The organism is Aeromicrobium chenweiae (assembly GCF_003065605.1).
GTDB lineage: Bacteria > Actinomycetota > Actinomycetes > Propionibacteriales > Nocardioidaceae > Aeromicrobium > Aeromicrobium chenweiae.
In genome coordinates, this window is record NZ_CP026952.1 from 3,585,387 (window position 1) to 3,600,516 (window position 15,130).

Sequence of the window (15,130 nt, forward strand, 5' to 3'; positions counted from 1 at the left end):
CGTCAGGGGTGGCGCCACCAGGTGAGGTGTCGGGCTGTCATGCCGGGAAGCCTATCGCAGGGCCCCGACCGTCATCGCGGCTCGGCTGCCAGACTTCGACCATGGACATCGACGTCGACCTGATCCGGCGTGACCTCGCGCAGCTGGTCAACATCCCCAGCACCGGCGGCTCGGACGCGGAGATCGCCGTCCAGCGGTGGTGCGCGGCCCACCTGACCGGCCTCGGGCTCGACGTCGACCAGTGGCGGCTCGACCTCGACGAGCTGCGCGCGCACCCGGACCACCCCGGCGAGGAGGTCGAGCGCGAGGAGGCCTGGGGCGTCGTCGGCACGTCCGGCCCCGGCACCCCGGCCTTGATCCTCAACGGCCACGTCGACGTCGTGCCGCCGGGCGACGCGGAGTCGTGGACGAACGCCGATCCGTGGCTGGTCCGCGAGGAGGCGGACCGGTGGTACGGGCGCGGGGTCTGCGACATGAAGGGCGGCGTGGTCGCGATCATCGCCGCGGCGCGGGCCGTCGCCGACGTGCCGCTGTCGCGACCGTTCGCGATCCACACCGTCATCGGGGAGGAGGACGGCGGCGTCGGCACCTTCGCGACGCTGCGCCGCGGCCACCACGGCGATGCGTGCGTGATCGCCGAGCCCACCGCCGGCCAGATCGTCTCGGCGAACGCCGGCTCGCTGACCTTCCGCCTCGAGGTGCCCGGTCAGTCCACCCACGGCTCGATGCGCACGACCGGTCACAGCGCGATCACGGCGTTCGAGCACGTCCACCGGGCGCTCGCCGAGCTCGAGGACGTCCGCAACGCGGACCCCGTCGCCCCGTTCGGGCCGTCCCTGCCCTGGCCGATCAGCGTGGGCGTGATCCGCGCCGGCGACTGGGCCAGCACGGTGCCCGACCTCCTGGTCGCCGAGGGCCGGTACGGGCTCATGCCCGGCGAGTCGTTCGCCGCCGGCAAGGCCGCGTTCGAGCAGGCCGTGGCGCGGGCCGCCGCCGCCGATCCGTGGCTCGCGGACCACCCGCCGGTCGTCACCTGGCCGGGCGGGCACTTCGCTGCCGGCGAGCTGGCGGCGGGCGACCCGTTCGGGGTCCAGGTTCGCGATGCGGTCGTCGCCGCCGGGCAGGACGCGCCTGCACTCATCGGCGCCCCCTACGGCTCCGACCTGCGCCAGTACGCGGCCGCGGGCATCCCCACCGTGCAGTACGGACCGGGCGACATCGCCGACGCCCACGCGGTCGACGAGAGCGTCGGCATCGCGGAGGTCGTGGCCAGCGCGACCGCGTACGCCGAGCTCATCGTGGCCCGCTGCACCTGATCCCCACCCCACCCCACCGCTGACGGGAGACTCCCGCCCGCCGACGGGAGACTTACCGTCCGCCGAGGGGAGAGTTGCGTCCCGCGAGGGGAGAGTTACGCCCCGCGACGGGAGAGTTACGTCCCGCCAACGGGAGACCAAGAGTCTCCCCTCACCGGACGCGAGTCTCCCCTCACCGGACGGGGGGCTCCCCTCAGCGGACGGGGGGCTCGCGTCAGCGGTCGGAGGGGGCCATCGAGACGTAGGACTGGGGGGCGACGTCCCCGCCCGGCTCGAAGTCGACCGGCTGCAGGCCCACGGGACGACCGTCGCGGAACGTCACGATCGTGGCCTGCGCGGTGCGCCGCAGCTTGCTGCCCAGCGCGAAGGCGTACACCGCGCCACCGGTCGAGGCGGTGGTCAGCGTGGTCGTCGAGCGGCCGTTCTCACCGATCGCCGTCACGGGTCCGACCTGCCGGTGCAGGTGGCCCGACAGCACGAGGTCGACGCAGCCGGAGGCCGCCGCCTTCTTGGCCGAGGTGGGGCTGTGCACCGCGATGACGCTGACGTCGCCAGCCTCGCACGCCGCCTTCGTCAGCTCCTCGTCCTGCTTGGCGAGCGCGGCGGCATTGTCCTTCGCGTCACCGAAGTAGCCGGCGGTCAGGCCCGAGCTGCGCGGGTCGCTGCTGCCGAGGAACCGGACGCCACCCACGGTCACGGGCTCGCCCTTCAGCAGCGTGAAGCCCTTGTCCTCCATCTGGGTGGCGATCGCGGTGCCGTTGTCGTGGTTGCCGGTGACCGAGACGATGTCGACGTCACGGAACTCGCGGGCGAGCGAGTTGATGCTGAACGTCTCCCAGCTCGCACCGTTCGAGGTGTCGTCCCCGAGGTCGATCAGCAGGTCCGCACCGGCCCGCTCGGCGATGACCCGCACGACCGGGTCCATGCCGATGTTGTCGTGCCGGTCGGTGACGACCAGCGCCGTCGTCTCACCCTCCTGGGGCGTGCGCACGTCCACGCTCCTGGCGGTGTCGACCATGCGGCCGTAGAAGGCGACCGAGGTCTGGTAGGTGTCGAGCGCGCCCTGCACGAGCGCCTTGCTGCCGGACGTCGAGGCGCCCTCGATGATCTCGACCCGGTCGAGGACCGGGTCGTTGGGCAGCACCGGGAACACCGTGCCGATCGGCACCCAGGACGCGGTGTCGTCGCTGCGGGGACGATCCGGCGCGGCGACCAGGGCCACCCCCGCCACGACCACGACGGCGGTGCCCAGCGCCCCGACGACCTGGCCCCGGCGCGGGTGCCGGGCCGTCGCCCAGATCGCGCGCCGACGGGAGCCACCGATGGCCCGCCAACCGAGCACCGCCACGAGCACGGTCAGGGCGGCGACCCCCAGGCCGCGCATCGCAGCGTCGGCCGCCATCGACAGGATCGTCGACCGGACGGCCGCGATCTCGCCCTGCGGCTGGCTCGCGATCACGGCGTCGCGGGCGACCAGCTGGTTGAGCTCGGTGACCTCGCTGTCGCCCAGGCGGATGTCCACGCCGATGCCGAGCGGGGTCTCCGCCGGCACGCGGATCTGCGGGATCAGCGTGCCGAAGTCGATCCGGGCGTAGCCGTCGAAGGTGGGGTGGACGGTCGCCTCGTGCGCGCCGATCACGATCTCGCGCTCGCTGTGGACGAACGTCGAGTACGCCGTGGGCACCCCGACGATCACCCCGAGGGCGATCAGGAGCAGGACCTTGAGGATCGTCCTGCTCATGCGATCCGGGTGCTCCAGCGATCGGTCGTGCCCACGGTCGTGAGCAGCTGGGTCGCACGGGTCAGCACGACGTACAGGGTGCGCCAGCCGGCGCTCGACTCGTCGGTGATGCCGTCGGGCTCGACCACCACGACGCCGTCGAACTCCAGCCCCTTGGTGTCGAGGCCGTCGAGCAGGCGCAGGCGGTCCGCGTGCTCGGCCAGGAAGTCCGACAGCTGCTCGGTGAGCGGGGAGAGACGGGCCCGGGGAGTCACGATCGCGACGGTGCCGTCGACGCGTCCGAGGATCTCCTCGGCGCTGCGCCGCACCGTCGAGACCAGCTCGGACTCGGCGACGACGTGCTGCTGTGGGGACTCCCCCGTGCGCCGTACCGCGTCGGCCAGGTCGGGGTCCGGCACCGCCACGGCGGCGACCTTGGCCGCGAGCTCGTAGATCTCGGCCGAGTTGCGGTAGTTGGTCGAGAGCCGGAACGCGTGCTCGGGCTTGCCCTCGAGGGCGGACGTGCGGGCGGCGGCGGACTCCTGCGGGTAGGGCCACGACGACTGCGCCTGGTCCCCCACGATCGTCCAGCTCGCGTGACGGCCGCGGCGGCCGAGCATGCGCCACTGCATCGGCGAGAGGTCCTGCGCCTCGTCGACCAGCACGTGCGCGAACCCGTCGTCCTCGATGCTCTGGGTGGAGCGGAAGCGGTCGACGCGCTCCTCGCGCTCGCGGCGCTCGAAGCTCATCAGCTGCTTGGGGTTGTCGTCGTCGTCGTCGCCGGACTCGGGCAGCTCGCCGAGGATGTAGCGCAGCTCGTCGATCAGGGGGACGTCCTGGATGCTGGGCTCGTCGAGGGTCCAGGACTGCTTGAGCGCGGCGATCTCCTTGGCGTTGAACGCGCCGTGGGACAGCGGCTCGATCAGGTCCGGCAGGGTGCGCCAGACGTCGATCGGCTCGACCGGCGGCCACCACTCCTCGACGAAGTCGACGAAGCGGTCGTCCGTGGTGATCGTCTCCACGAAGCCCTCCTCGCCCTTCTCGAGCGCGCGGTCGCCGCGCACCTGGCGCCACAGCGCGTCCACGAGCGCGGACGGCGCCTTCGCGTACGCCCGGTTGCGCCGAGCGCCGGACAGCAGCTGGCGACGGATGCGCTCGAGCTGCTGGGCGTCGAGCCGCAGGACGTCGTCCTTGTAGAAGTAGCGGAACGACGTGGGAGCTCCCGGTGCCGGCGCGGCGGCCGCCCGGGACAGGAACTTGACCATCCGCGAGGAGCCCTTGGCCGCGGCAGCGACCGGCTCGTCGTGGCGGGCGGCCCGGAGACCGTCGACGACCTCGCCGAGCGATCGCAGGGTCACGCTCGTCTCGCCGAGGCTCGGCAGGACCCGCTCGATGTAGCTCATGAAGACGGAGGAGGGGCCGACCACGAGCACGCCGCCGGACTCGAAGCGACGGCGATCGGTGTAGAGCAGGTACGCCGCACGGTGCAGCGCGACGACGGTCTTGCCCGTGCCGGGGCCGCCGCCGATCGTGGTGGCGCCGCGGGCGGGCGCGCGGATGGCCTCGTCCTGCTCCTTCTGGATCGTGGCGACGACCGAGTGCATCGAGCTGTCCCGGGCACGGGTGAGGCTGGCCAGGAGCGCACCCTCGCCGATGACGACCATGTCGTCCGGGGCGTGGTCGCTGTCGAGGAGGTCGTCCTCGATGCCGATGACCTGGTCGTTCGAGCAGCGGAGCACGCGGCGCCGCACGACGCCGGCCGGCTCCTGCGCGGTCGCCTGGTAGAAGATCGCGGCCGCCGGGGCGCGCCAGTCGACGAGCAGGATCTCGCGGTCCGCGTCACGGACGCCGATCCGGCCGATGTAGCGCGACTCGCCATCGAGCATGTTGAGCCGGCCGAACACCAGACCGTCGTGGGCCGCGTTGAGCGCCGACAGCCGTTTCGACGCCTGGTAGACCATGGCGTCGCGCTCGACCAGGCCACCTTCGTTGCCCACGTGCCCCCGCGCCATGCCCTCGACGACGAGCGACTGGGCAACCTTGGCCGACGCATCCAGACGTTCGTAGACCGTGTCGACGTACGACTGCTCCGCCTCGATCTCGCGCTGCTCCGCGTTGTCCGCGCTCACCCGACTCCTTCGCTGGCCTAGAGAACTCACAAGTGTATTCCGTGCCGTAAATATTCCGCAGGCAGATCGATCACTGGACGCGTCGTGGGGCCGTCGCGCCGCCGGCGGCCCTCAGCAGGAGGGCGCAGAGGCACTTACGCTGGAAGGATCCACCTTCTCGACATCCAGGTGCTCATCGTGCGCAAGACTCTCGGAATCCTCATCGTCCTGGCGCTCGTCGTCACCCCGCTCAGCGGGGCCCACGCCGCGTCGACCCGCTACAAGATCTCGGCCACCGTGACCGACGACAAGCTCGACCTCACGTCCGGCGACGGGTCGAACCGGTCCACGCGCATCAAGGGCAAGGTCACCGGCGGAAAGGTGAAGGGCAAGAGGGTCCGCATCTACTACCGCAACGTCAGCACCAAGGCCGCACCGCGAAAGCTCCTCGGGACCGCCAGGCTCTCGTCGTCGGGCCGGTTCTCCAAGAAGTGGAAGCCCAAGGACGGCGGCCGGTACGAGATCGACGTCGTCAAGCCGGCCGGCAGCGGGAAGAAGGCCGGCACCGACCCGACGCGGGTGTACGTCTACCAGTTCGTCAGCCCCACATACATGTTCGACCGGGCCGCGAGCTCCGGCTCGGCCTACACCAACCGCGAGAAGCTCGGCAACGGCTCGTACTACCGGGACGGCTACGCGATCACCGGCGGGGGCAGGGCGGTCTTCGACACCCGCGGCTTCCACTGCATGCGGGTCAACTTCAAGACCGGTCCGTCCAGCCGGAGCACCGCGGGACGGGGCACGATCCGGGTGACCCAGCGCAGGACGTTGGTCACCCGGGACCTCGCCAAGGGGCAGGTCTACGAGGCGTCGCCGACCGTGCAGAAGAAGATGAACGCCCGCGACAAGATCACGTTCTCCGTCGCACGTCGCGCCGACCTCAGCGACCAGGCCGCGCTTCGCTTCGTGGTCGGACGCCCGGTCGCTGCGTGCACCTACCCGACGCGCTCGACGCCGTACCGCTGATCGAGCCCCTCCCGCTCCGGCGCGGTCTCCCCTACCACCGCTCGCCCGCCGACGCCTCCAGCCGGGCGGTCCGGACGCGGATGACCGCCGGCGCCCCCTAGCGGTTCACCGTCGCGCCGTACGACGACGGGGACGCGGACACGGTCGACGACAACCACCAGGTGGCGATGGTCCCCGGCCGTCCGATGGTGTCGTGCACGTACCCGCACCCGCTCATGGCGACCAGGTGAGTCATCCGCGACTCACCTCGTCTCAGACTGGTAGCGCGGCGAAACTAGTTCTTCTGAGTCATTGGCAGGACGCCGCCGGTCTGACTGAATGACGGGGTGTCTTTTTTCGGGGAGAGGCGTCGTGCTGACGTCCAGGGCAAGCACCATGACGCTACGGGCGTCCACGACGCGGTCGCGCGGCGATCGGGTTCGGGCGCCCACCGGCGCGCGCCGGGCCACGCTGCGGCACGACCCCGCCGGGTCGGACGGTCCGGTGGCATCGTCCTGATCGCCGCCGTCGCCCTCGCCCTCGGCATGGGCGGGACCGCGGCGTACGCGGCCCTGGCCGGCAACGCCCCTGCGGCCACGTCCCAGGACCGGGTCATCATGCGCGGTGCCGTGATCCGCCTCGGCACCCACGTGTACGTCCACACGAACGCCGGGCACGCCTCCATCGGCGTGAAGCGCATCGCCCTGGTGAAGAAGTGCCGGCTCCGGATCTACTTCGACCAACAGCCCGGGGAGCGCATCGTGGCGGCCGTGGCCGAGGAGGACGAGGCGATCTCGCGCCTCGGCGTCCAGGCGGGCATGACCGGCGGGGTCAACAGCGCGGACGTGCTGCTCTACCGCAACGGCAAGGAGGTGTGCGCGAACAACAAGAAGTTCGGCACCAAGTCCAACCTCTGGATCTCCCTGACCTCCCTGGCACGCGCGCCGCTGACGACGCCGACGAAGGCCCCGACGACGCCGCCGCCCACCAAGCCTGCTCCCGCCCCGGCACCCACGACGGTCGCCCCGGTCGCGCCGGAGACGCCGGCACCTGCGAGAACCACCGCGTCGGCCCCGCCGGCGCCGACGGAGCAGGCCCCGTCCGCCGAGCAGGTCGAGCCGTCCGGCAGCTGAGCCCGGGAGCGTCCCGTCAGGCGATGTCGAGGATCCGCTTCAGGAACTGACGGGTGCGGTCCTCGCGCGGGTGGCCGATGACCTGGTCGGGAGAGCCGCTCTCCACCACCACGCCGCCGTCGAGGAACAGCACCTGGTTGCAGACCTGCTGGGCGAAGCGGACCTCGTGCGTCACGATGACGGTGGTCCAGCCCTCGTGCGTGAGGTCCTTGATCACCGACAGCACCTCGCCGACGAGCTCGGGGTCGAGGGACGAGGTGGGCTCGTCGAACAGGACCACCTTCGGCTTGAGCGCGAGGGCACGGGCGATGCCGACCCGCTGCTGCTGGCCGCCGGAGAGCTGGAACGGGTACTGGTCGGCCTTCTCGGCCAGACCGACCTGGTCGAGCAGGGCGCGCGCGTCCGCGACGGCCTCCTCGAGCGGACGCTTCTGCACCTGCACGGGGCCCTCGATGACGTTCTCCAGCACCGTCTTGTGCGGGAACAGGTTGTGGGCCTGGAAGACCATGCCGCTCTGCGCGCGGAGCCGGGCGGCGGCGGCACGACCGGCCTTGCCCGAGGGCAGCGCCCCGAAGTCGACCTCGACGTCACCGATGCCGATCGTGCCGGCGTCGGGCGTCTCGAGCACGTTCAGCGCACGCAGGAGCGTCGTCTTGCCCGATCCGGACGGACCCAGGATGGTCGTGGTCGTGCCGGCGGCGGCGGTGAAGTCCACCCCACGCAGCACGTGGTTGTCGCCGAACGACTTGGTGACGCCGCGGACACGGATGAGCGGATCGGTCATGACGCCACGAACCTGTTCAGTCGGGTCTCGAGCCTGCCCTGGACGAAGGACATGGCCACGCAGACGATCCAGTAGTACAGCGCCGCGAAGGCGTAGAGCGGCAGGAACACCTGCGCCTCGGCGGCGGCGTTCTGGGCCGAGCGCAGCACGTCGGTCAGGAGCACGACCGACAGCAGCGACGTGTCCTTGAACAGCGAGATCGCGGTGTTGGACAGCGGAGGCACGGCGGTGCGGGCGGCCTGCGGGTAGACGATGCGTCGCAGCGACTGCCAGTAGCCCATGCCGATCGAGGCGGCGGCCTCGAACTGGCCCTTCGGCACCGACAGGATCGCGGAGCGCACCACCTCGGCCGCGTACCCGCCCACGTTGAGGCTCAGCGCGACCACGCCGGCGACGTACGACGAGAAGTCGATCCCGATCTCGGGCAGGCCGAAGAACACGATGAACAGCTGCACCAGCAGCGGCGTCCCGCGGATGATCGAGACGTACCCGCGCGCCAGCCCGGCCAGGACGCGGCTGCCGGAGATGCGGGCCAGCGCGACGGCGACCGCGATCGCGAGACCGATGAGGAAGCTGATGATCGTGATCGGGATCGAGACCTTGAGCAGGCCCTTGAACATCGGCCAGGCCGCGTCCTGGACCACCTGGGCGTTGCTCTTGCCCTTGCGGCCGCCCGACAGGTCGACGTCGCCGTCGTTCTCGACCGAGACATTGGCCTTGAAGTACGACTCGGAGATCTTCGCGAGGGTGCCGTCGGCCCGCAGTGCCTGCAGCGCCTGGTTCGCCTCGGCGAGACGGGGATCGCCCTTGCGGAACGCGAGCACCTGCTTGCTGACCTCGCCGCCGGCGTCGCCGGAGATCTCGATCCGGTCGGACCCGGTCGTGTTGAGGTAGTCGAGCACCGCGATGTTGTCGTTGACGATCGCGTCGACCCGGCCCTGCACGAGGAGCGCGGCCGCCTGCGCGAATCCCTCGACGCCCTCGACCTTCGCGCCGGCGTCCTTCGCGACCGTGGCCCAGTTGCTCGTGATCGACTGCGCGGTCGTCTTGCCCTTGAGGTCGGCCAGGGACGTGATGCCCTTCGTGCCGGTCTTGACCACGATGACACCGCGGGAGTACGTGTACGGCTCGGACAGCCCGAACTTGGCCTCGCGCTCGGGGTTCGTGGACACCTGGTTGGCGATGACGTCGATCCGGTCGGACTCCAGGGCCGCGAAGATCGCGTCGAACTGCGTCTCGACGAACTCCAGGCGCCAGCCGGCCTTCTTCGCGACGGCCTTGACGACGTCGATGTCGTAGCCGGTGAGCTCGTTGTTGCCCGACTCGTGGAACGTGAACGGCGGGTACGTGCCCTCCGTGCCGACCCGGACCACCGGTCGGTCGTCGGCGCTCGCGGCCGTCGTCGGCAGCAGGACGACCACCAGCAACGCCAGGAGCAGGAGCCTGGCTGCACTGCGCATTCGTCCTCCTCTTGGCACCCTATGACGGTACGGCGACAGTAGTGACGCCGCAGCGCGGCCCTGCACCACATCCATCATGTGGGCGGCGCGTGCACGCAGGTCAGCGCCGGCGGTTGAGGAAGGCCGCCATCGCCTCACGGGCCTCGTCGCTGCCGAAGAGCTCGCCCGACAGCTGGGCGAGACCGGCGCCGAGGGTGTCGATGCGGGTGACCAGGTCGTGGTTGAGCAGCTTCTTGGTCTCGCGCAGTCCCTGCGGGTAGCCCTTCGCGAGGTCCCCGACGACGCGGTCGACCTCGTCCGCGAGCTCCGCGGCAGGCACCGCACGGGTGACCAGCCCGATCTGTGCAGCCTCGACCGCGTCGAACGTGCGCGCGGTCAGGAACAGCTCGCTGGCCGCCCGGTCCGTCAGGCGCGGCACCAGGCTCAGCGAGATGATCGCGGGCGCGAGCGCGAGGCGCACCTCTGTGAGCTGGAAGGTCACCGGCTCCGCCGCGAGCACGATGTCGGCCGCGCCCACGATGCCGAGGCCGCCGGCGCGCACCGGCCCGTCGAGCTCGACCACGACGGGCGTGGTGGCCGTGGCGATGAGCAGCTGCATCGCCACCATCGACTTGGCCCCCTCGACCATGCCACCGGCCGACGCCTCGACCATGTCCGCGCCGGAGCAGAACACCGGCCCGGCGGAGCGGATGACGATGACCCGCACCTCCGGATCGGCGTCGGCCGTCTCCACGTGCGCCATCAGCTCCGACACGAGCTGCTTGCTCAGGGCGTTGCGGTTGTGCTCGCTGTCGAGCGTGATCGTGGCGACCCGCTTGTCGATGTCGAGGTGGACCAGCTCAGCCATGGTCGGGGCCTTCCGTGCGGTTCAGTAGGACTTGGGCAGGCCGAGCGAGAACTGGGCGACGAAGTTGAGCGCCATCTCCCGGCTCACCGGCGCGATGCGCGACAGGCGGGAGCCCGCGAGCATCTGCACCAGACCGTACTCGTTGGCCAGGCCGTTGCCACCGTGCGTCTGGATGGCGCGGTCGACCGCGTTGCAGACCGCCTCCCCCGCCGCGTACTTGGCCATGTTGGCCGCCTCGGCCGCCCGCATCACGTCGCCCGCGGCGTAGAGCGCGGCCGCCTTCTGCGTCATCAGCCGGGCCATCTCGATCTCGATGTACGTCTGCGCGAGGGGGTGGGAGATCGCCTGGTGGGCACCGATCGGCACGTCCCAGACCTTGCGCTCCTTGGCATACTCCGAGGCCTTCGCCAGGGCGAGCCGGGCGGTGCCGAGGGCGAACGACGCCGCCATGATGCGCTCGGGGTTGAGCCCGGCGAAGAGCTGCTCGATGCCGGCGCCCTCGCCGCCGATCAGTGCGTCGGTCGGGACGCGCACGTCGTCGAAGAACAGCGTGAACTGCTTCTCCGGCGAGATGATGCCCATGTCGATCTCCTGGAACGTGAAGCCCGCGGAGTCGGTCGGCACGAGGAACAGCGCCGGCTTGAGCTTGCCGGTGCGGGCGTCCTCGGTCCGGGCGACGACCAGCACGTGGCTGGCCTCGTCGACGCCCGAGATGTACGTCTTGGTGCCCGTCAGGCGCCAGCCGTCCGCCTCGCGGTACGCCGTGGTGATGATGTTGTGCGAGTTGGAGCCCGCGTCGGGCTCGGTGATCGAGAAGGCGAACGTCGACGTGCCGTCGGCCAGGCCGGGCAGCAGCGCCTGCTTCTGCTCCTCGCTGCCGTACTGCGTGATGATCGTGCCGACGATCGCGGGCGAGACGACCATGAGCAGCAGCGGGCTGCCCGCGGCAGCCAGCTCCTCGCAGACCGCGGCGAGGTCGCCGATGTCGCCGCCGCCTCCGCCGTACTCCTCGGGGATCGACACGCCGAGGAAGCCGTTGCGCCCCGCCTCGGCCCACAGCTCGGTGGTCTTCTTGCCCGTGCGCGCGGCCTCCTCGAAGTAGCTGCGGCCGAACTTGTTGCCGAGGGCGGCGACGGACTGACGCAGCGCGATGCGCTCGTCGGACTCGGTGAAGGCAATGGTCATGGTTGATCTCCTGTGGGTTCGGCCGCCTCGATGACGGCGAGCACGGCTCCGGACTCGACCTGCGAGCCCGGGGTGACCGAGAGCTGGGTGACGACGCCGTCGGTCGGCGCCGCGATGGTGTGCTGCATCTTCATGGCCTCGAGGACGACGATGACGTCGCCCCTGACGACCCGGGCGCCGTCCGCGACCGCCACCGTGACGACCGAGGCCGGCATGGGGGCGAGGAGCGATCCCTCCACGACCACGTCCGCCGGGTCCACGAACCGCGGCACCGGGACGAGGTCCATCGAGCCGTGCGGGCCGTCGACGTCGACCCACCCCTCGCCCACGTGGACCTCGTACGACTCCGTGACCCCGCCGACGTCGAGCACGACGCGCGTCGCGGTGGCGTCGACGACGCTGACGTCCTCGAGGTCGTGCTGGACGAAGCCGGCGCTGTACGAGACGGTGACCGCATCGCCCCCTCCCGCCGGCACGTACGTCCGCGTCCGGGGTGCACTCGGCACGTTGCGGTACGCGGCGGGGATGCGGCTCAGCACCCGGGCGCCGGTCGCCGCGGCCGAGGCCTTCGCCAGCGCGGCCGCGAGGACCGTCCGGCGTGCCGCCGCGTCGTCGAGGGCGGGCCGCGTCCAGGCCTCGAGCCGCTCGTCGAGCAGCGCGGTGTGGACCTGCGCGGCGGCGAAGGCCTCGTCGTCGAGGATCGAGCGCAGGAACGCCAGGTTGGTCCGCACGCCGTGGACGCGCGTGCGGCGGAGGACGTCGCCGAGCCGGCGGATCGCGGTGGCACGGTCGGGCCCGTGGGCGATGATCTTGGCGATCATCGCGTCGTAGTGGATGCCGACGACCGAGCCCGGCTCGACGCCGGAGTCGACCCGCAGCCCCGGACCGGCCGGGACATCGAACGTCCGGACGGTGCCGGTCTGCGGCTGCCAGCCGTCGGCGGGGTCCTCGGCGTACAGGCGCACCTCGACCGCATGGCCCGTCGGCCCCTCAGGCTCGGCCCCCAGGGCGGTCCCCTCGGCGACCGCGATCTGCTGGGCGACCAGGTCCACGCCGAAGACCTCCTCGGTGACCGGGTGCTCGACCTGCAGACGGGTGTTCATCTCCAGGAAGAAGACCCGACCGTCCTCGAGGTGCGCGTCCGAGACGAGGAACTCGACCGTGCCGGCGCCGACGTAGCCGACCGCCGCGACCGCAGCGCGTGCCGCGTCGTGCAGGACGGCGCGGACCGTCGCGCTCACGTCGGGCGCGGGCGCCTCCTCGACGACCTTCTGGTGACGGCGCTGGATCGAGCAGTCCCGGTCGCCGACCACCCAGCACGTGCCGTGGCGGTCTGCCATGACCTGGACCTCGATGTGGCGGGCGGTCGGCAGGTACGGCTCCACGAACACGGTCGCGTCGCCGAACGCGGACTGCGCCTCGGCGGCGGCCTTCGCGAGCTGGGCGTCCAGCTCGGCAGGGGCGGTGACGACCCGCATGCCACGTCCGCCGCCTCCGGCCGAGGCCTTGACCAGCAGCGGGAAGTCGTCGGGCGCCGCAGTCGCGGCGTCGACGCTCAGGGTCGGCACGCCGGCGGCGGCCATGAGCTCCTTGGCGCGGATCTTCGAGCCCATCTGCTCGATCGTGTCGGCGTCCGGGCCGATCCAGACCAGCCCGGCCGCGACGACGTCCCGCGCGAGCTGGGCGTTCTCGGACAGGAAGCCGTAGCCGGGATGGATCGCGTCGGCGCCGGCCCGGAGCGCGGCGGCGACGATGAGGTCACCCCGCAGGTACGTGTCGGTCGGCGCATCGCCCACCAGGCGCACGGCCAGGTCGGCCTCGGCGACGAACGGCGCCCCCGCGTCCGCGTCGGAGTGGACGGCCACGGTACGGATCCCGAGCTCCCGGCAGGTCCGGAGCACCCGGCGCGCGATCTCCCCACGATTGGCGACGAGCACTGACGTGATGACGGCGCTCACAGCCTGAACACCCCATAGCCCTCGGCGCCGCGCACTTCGCGGGTGTGGATGGCCGACAGGCAGATGCCCAGGATCGTCCGGGTGTTCCGGGGGTCGATCACCCCGTCGTCGTAGAGCATCCCGGACGTGAAGTAGGCCAGGGACTCCTTCTCGATCTGCTCCTCGACGTAGGCGCGCATCGCCAGGTCCCCTTCCTCGTCGTACGGCTGCCCCTTGGCCTCGGCGGCACCACGCGCCACGATCGAGATGACGCCGGCGAGCTGCGCCGGCCCCATCACGGCGGACTTGGCGTTGGGCCAGCTGAACATGAAGCGCGGGTCGTACGCCCGCCCGCTCATGCCGTAGTGACCGGCGCCGTACGACGCCCCGATCACGACCGAGAGGTGGGGCACGGCCGAGTTGGAGACCGCGTTGATCATCTGCGCGCCGTGCTTGATGATGCCGCCCTGCTCGTACTCCGCCCCGACCATGTAGCCCGTCGTGTTGTGCAGGAACAGCAGTGGCGTGTCGACCTGGTTGGCCAGCTGGATGAACTGCGCGGCCTTCTGCGCCTCCTCGCTGAAGAGCACGCCCTGGGCGTTCGCGAGGATGCCGATCGGGTAGCCGTGCAGCCGGGCGAAGCCGGTCACCAGCGAGGAGCCGTACAACGGCTTGAACTCGTCGAAGCTGCTGCCGTCGACGATGCACGCGATGACCTCGCGGGGGTCGAACGGGATCTTGAGGTCGGTCGGCACGATGCCGAGCAGCTCCTCCGCGTCGTGCAACGGCTCGGCGTAGGTCGGCTCGGGGATCGTGCCGCGCTTGCGCCAGTTGAGGTTCTTCACGATCGAGCGGCCGATCCGGATCGCGTCGCGCTCGTCCGCCGCGAGGTAGTCGGCGAGACCGGACTGGCGGGCGTGCATCTCCGCTCCGCCGAGGGACTCGTCGTCGGACTCCTCGCCGGTCGCCATCTTGACCAGCGGCGGACCGCCGAGGAAAACCTTGGCCCCGTCCTTGACCATCACGACGTAGTCGCTCATCCCCGGCACGTACGCGCCGCCGGCCGTCGAGCTGCCGAACACGAGCGCGATCGTCGGGCGCCGGTCCGCGCTGGCCCGGGTGATGTCACGGAACGAGCCGCCACCCGGGATGAAGATGTCCTTCTGCGTCGGCAGGTCCGCGCCGCCGGACTCGACGAGGTTGATCGTCGGCAGCCCGCACTCCGCGGCGATCTGCGCCGAGCGGCGGATCTTCGCGAGGGTGCTGGGGTTGGTCGACCCGCCCTTGACCGTGGGGTCGTGCGCCACGATCACGCACTCGACCCCCTCGACCACCCCGATGCCCGTGACGACCGAGGCGCCGACCGCGAAGCTCGTCCCCCACGCCGCGAGCGTCGAGAGCTCGAGGAACGGTGAGTCCTCGTCGACGAGCAGCTCGACCCGCTCGCGGGCGGTCAGCTTGCCGCGCCGCCGGTGCCGCTCGATCGCGCGCTCGCCGCCGGCGTCGATCGCCGCCCGGTGCTGCTCGGCCAGGTCGGCGACCCGCTCGAGCATGGCTGCCCGGTTCGTCCGATAGGCGTCGGTTGACCTCAGCATGCGTTCCTCCGTGTCTCGCCGGACGTCATCCCGCGCGTGG

Annotated in this window: 12 protein-coding genes; 3 read left to right on the plus strand and 9 right to left on the minus strand. The window is 71.3% G+C overall.

The window, feature by feature from the left end:
• The first annotated feature begins 101 nt into the window (after positions 1-101).
• Complete coding sequence (locus C3E78_RS17410; protein WP_108580558.1) at positions 102-1,316, plus strand: ArgE/DapE family deacylase; 1,215 nt, start codon at positions 102-104, stop codon at positions 1,314-1,316.
• A gap of 214 nt (positions 1,317-1,530) precedes the next feature.
• Here C3E78_RS17410 and C3E78_RS17420 read toward each other — a convergent pair whose 3' ends face one another.
• Complete coding sequence (locus tag C3E78_RS17420) at positions 1,531-3,057, minus strand: metallophosphoesterase family protein (RefSeq protein WP_108580559.1); 1,527 nt, start codon at positions 3,055-3,057, stop codon at positions 1,531-1,533.
• Positions 3,054-5,165: a HelD family protein gene (locus tag C3E78_RS17425; RefSeq protein ID WP_108580560.1), complete on the minus strand. Its 2,112-nt coding sequence runs from the start codon at positions 5,163-5,165 to the stop codon at positions 3,054-3,056. The genes C3E78_RS17420 and C3E78_RS17425 overlap by 4 nt, the downstream gene beginning before the upstream one ends.
• A 177-nt stretch (positions 5,166-5,342) precedes the next feature.
• Here C3E78_RS17425 and C3E78_RS17430 point away from each other — a divergent pair, with 177 nt between their 5' ends.
• The gene (locus C3E78_RS17430) at positions 5,343-6,170 is read left to right on the plus strand and encodes a hypothetical protein (RefSeq protein ID WP_135804940.1); all 828 of its coding nucleotides are present in this window, start codon (positions 5,343-5,345) and stop codon (positions 6,168-6,170) included.
• A 97-nt stretch (positions 6,171-6,267) separates the two neighbouring features.
• Here C3E78_RS17430 and C3E78_RS18390 read toward each other — a convergent pair whose 3' ends face one another.
• A complete protein-coding gene (locus C3E78_RS18390; RefSeq protein WP_159085937.1) occupies positions 6,268-6,405 on the minus strand; it encodes a hypothetical protein in 138 nt (45 codons plus the stop codon).
• 91 nt (positions 6,406-6,496) lie between these two features.
• Between C3E78_RS18390 and C3E78_RS17435 the strand changes: the two genes are divergently transcribed.
• Entirely contained in the window at positions 6,497-7,282 is a 786-nt protein-coding gene (locus C3E78_RS17435) for a hypothetical protein (RefSeq protein ID WP_108580562.1), read from the plus strand.
• Positions 7,283-7,298: 16 nt separating this feature from the next.
• Here C3E78_RS17435 and C3E78_RS17440 read toward each other — a convergent pair whose 3' ends face one another.
• From C3E78_RS17440 to C3E78_RS17465, 6 genes are all read right to left on the minus strand, one after another.
• Complete coding sequence (locus C3E78_RS17440; RefSeq protein WP_108580563.1) at positions 7,299-8,066, minus strand: amino acid ABC transporter ATP-binding protein; 768 nt, start codon at positions 8,064-8,066, stop codon at positions 7,299-7,301.
• Complete coding sequence (locus C3E78_RS17445) at positions 8,063-9,526, minus strand: ABC transporter substrate-binding protein/permease (protein ID WP_108580564.1); 1,464 nt, start codon at positions 9,524-9,526, stop codon at positions 8,063-8,065. Before C3E78_RS17445 ends, C3E78_RS17440 begins: the two co-directional genes overlap by 4 nt.
• A 100-nt stretch (positions 9,527-9,626) precedes the next feature.
• Positions 9,627-10,373, minus strand: coding sequence for an enoyl-CoA hydratase-related protein (locus C3E78_RS17450; RefSeq protein ID WP_108580565.1), 747 nt, complete (start codon positions 10,371-10,373; stop codon positions 9,627-9,629).
• A gap of 21 nt (positions 10,374-10,394) precedes the next feature.
• Positions 10,395-11,558, minus strand: coding sequence for an acyl-CoA dehydrogenase family protein (locus tag C3E78_RS17455; RefSeq protein WP_199906863.1), 1,164 nt, complete (start codon positions 11,556-11,558; stop codon positions 10,395-10,397).
• A complete protein-coding gene (locus C3E78_RS17460) occupies positions 11,555-13,516 on the minus strand; it encodes an acetyl/propionyl/methylcrotonyl-CoA carboxylase subunit alpha (RefSeq protein WP_199906864.1) in 1,962 nt (653 codons plus the stop codon). Before C3E78_RS17460 ends, C3E78_RS17455 begins: the two co-directional genes overlap by 4 nt.
• The gene (locus C3E78_RS17465) at positions 13,513-15,090 is read right to left on the minus strand and encodes an acyl-CoA carboxylase subunit beta (RefSeq protein WP_108580566.1); all 1,578 of its coding nucleotides are present in this window, start codon (positions 15,088-15,090) and stop codon (positions 13,513-13,515) included. Before C3E78_RS17465 ends, C3E78_RS17460 begins: the two co-directional genes overlap by 4 nt.
• Between the last annotated feature and the right edge of the window lie 40 nt (positions 15,091-15,130).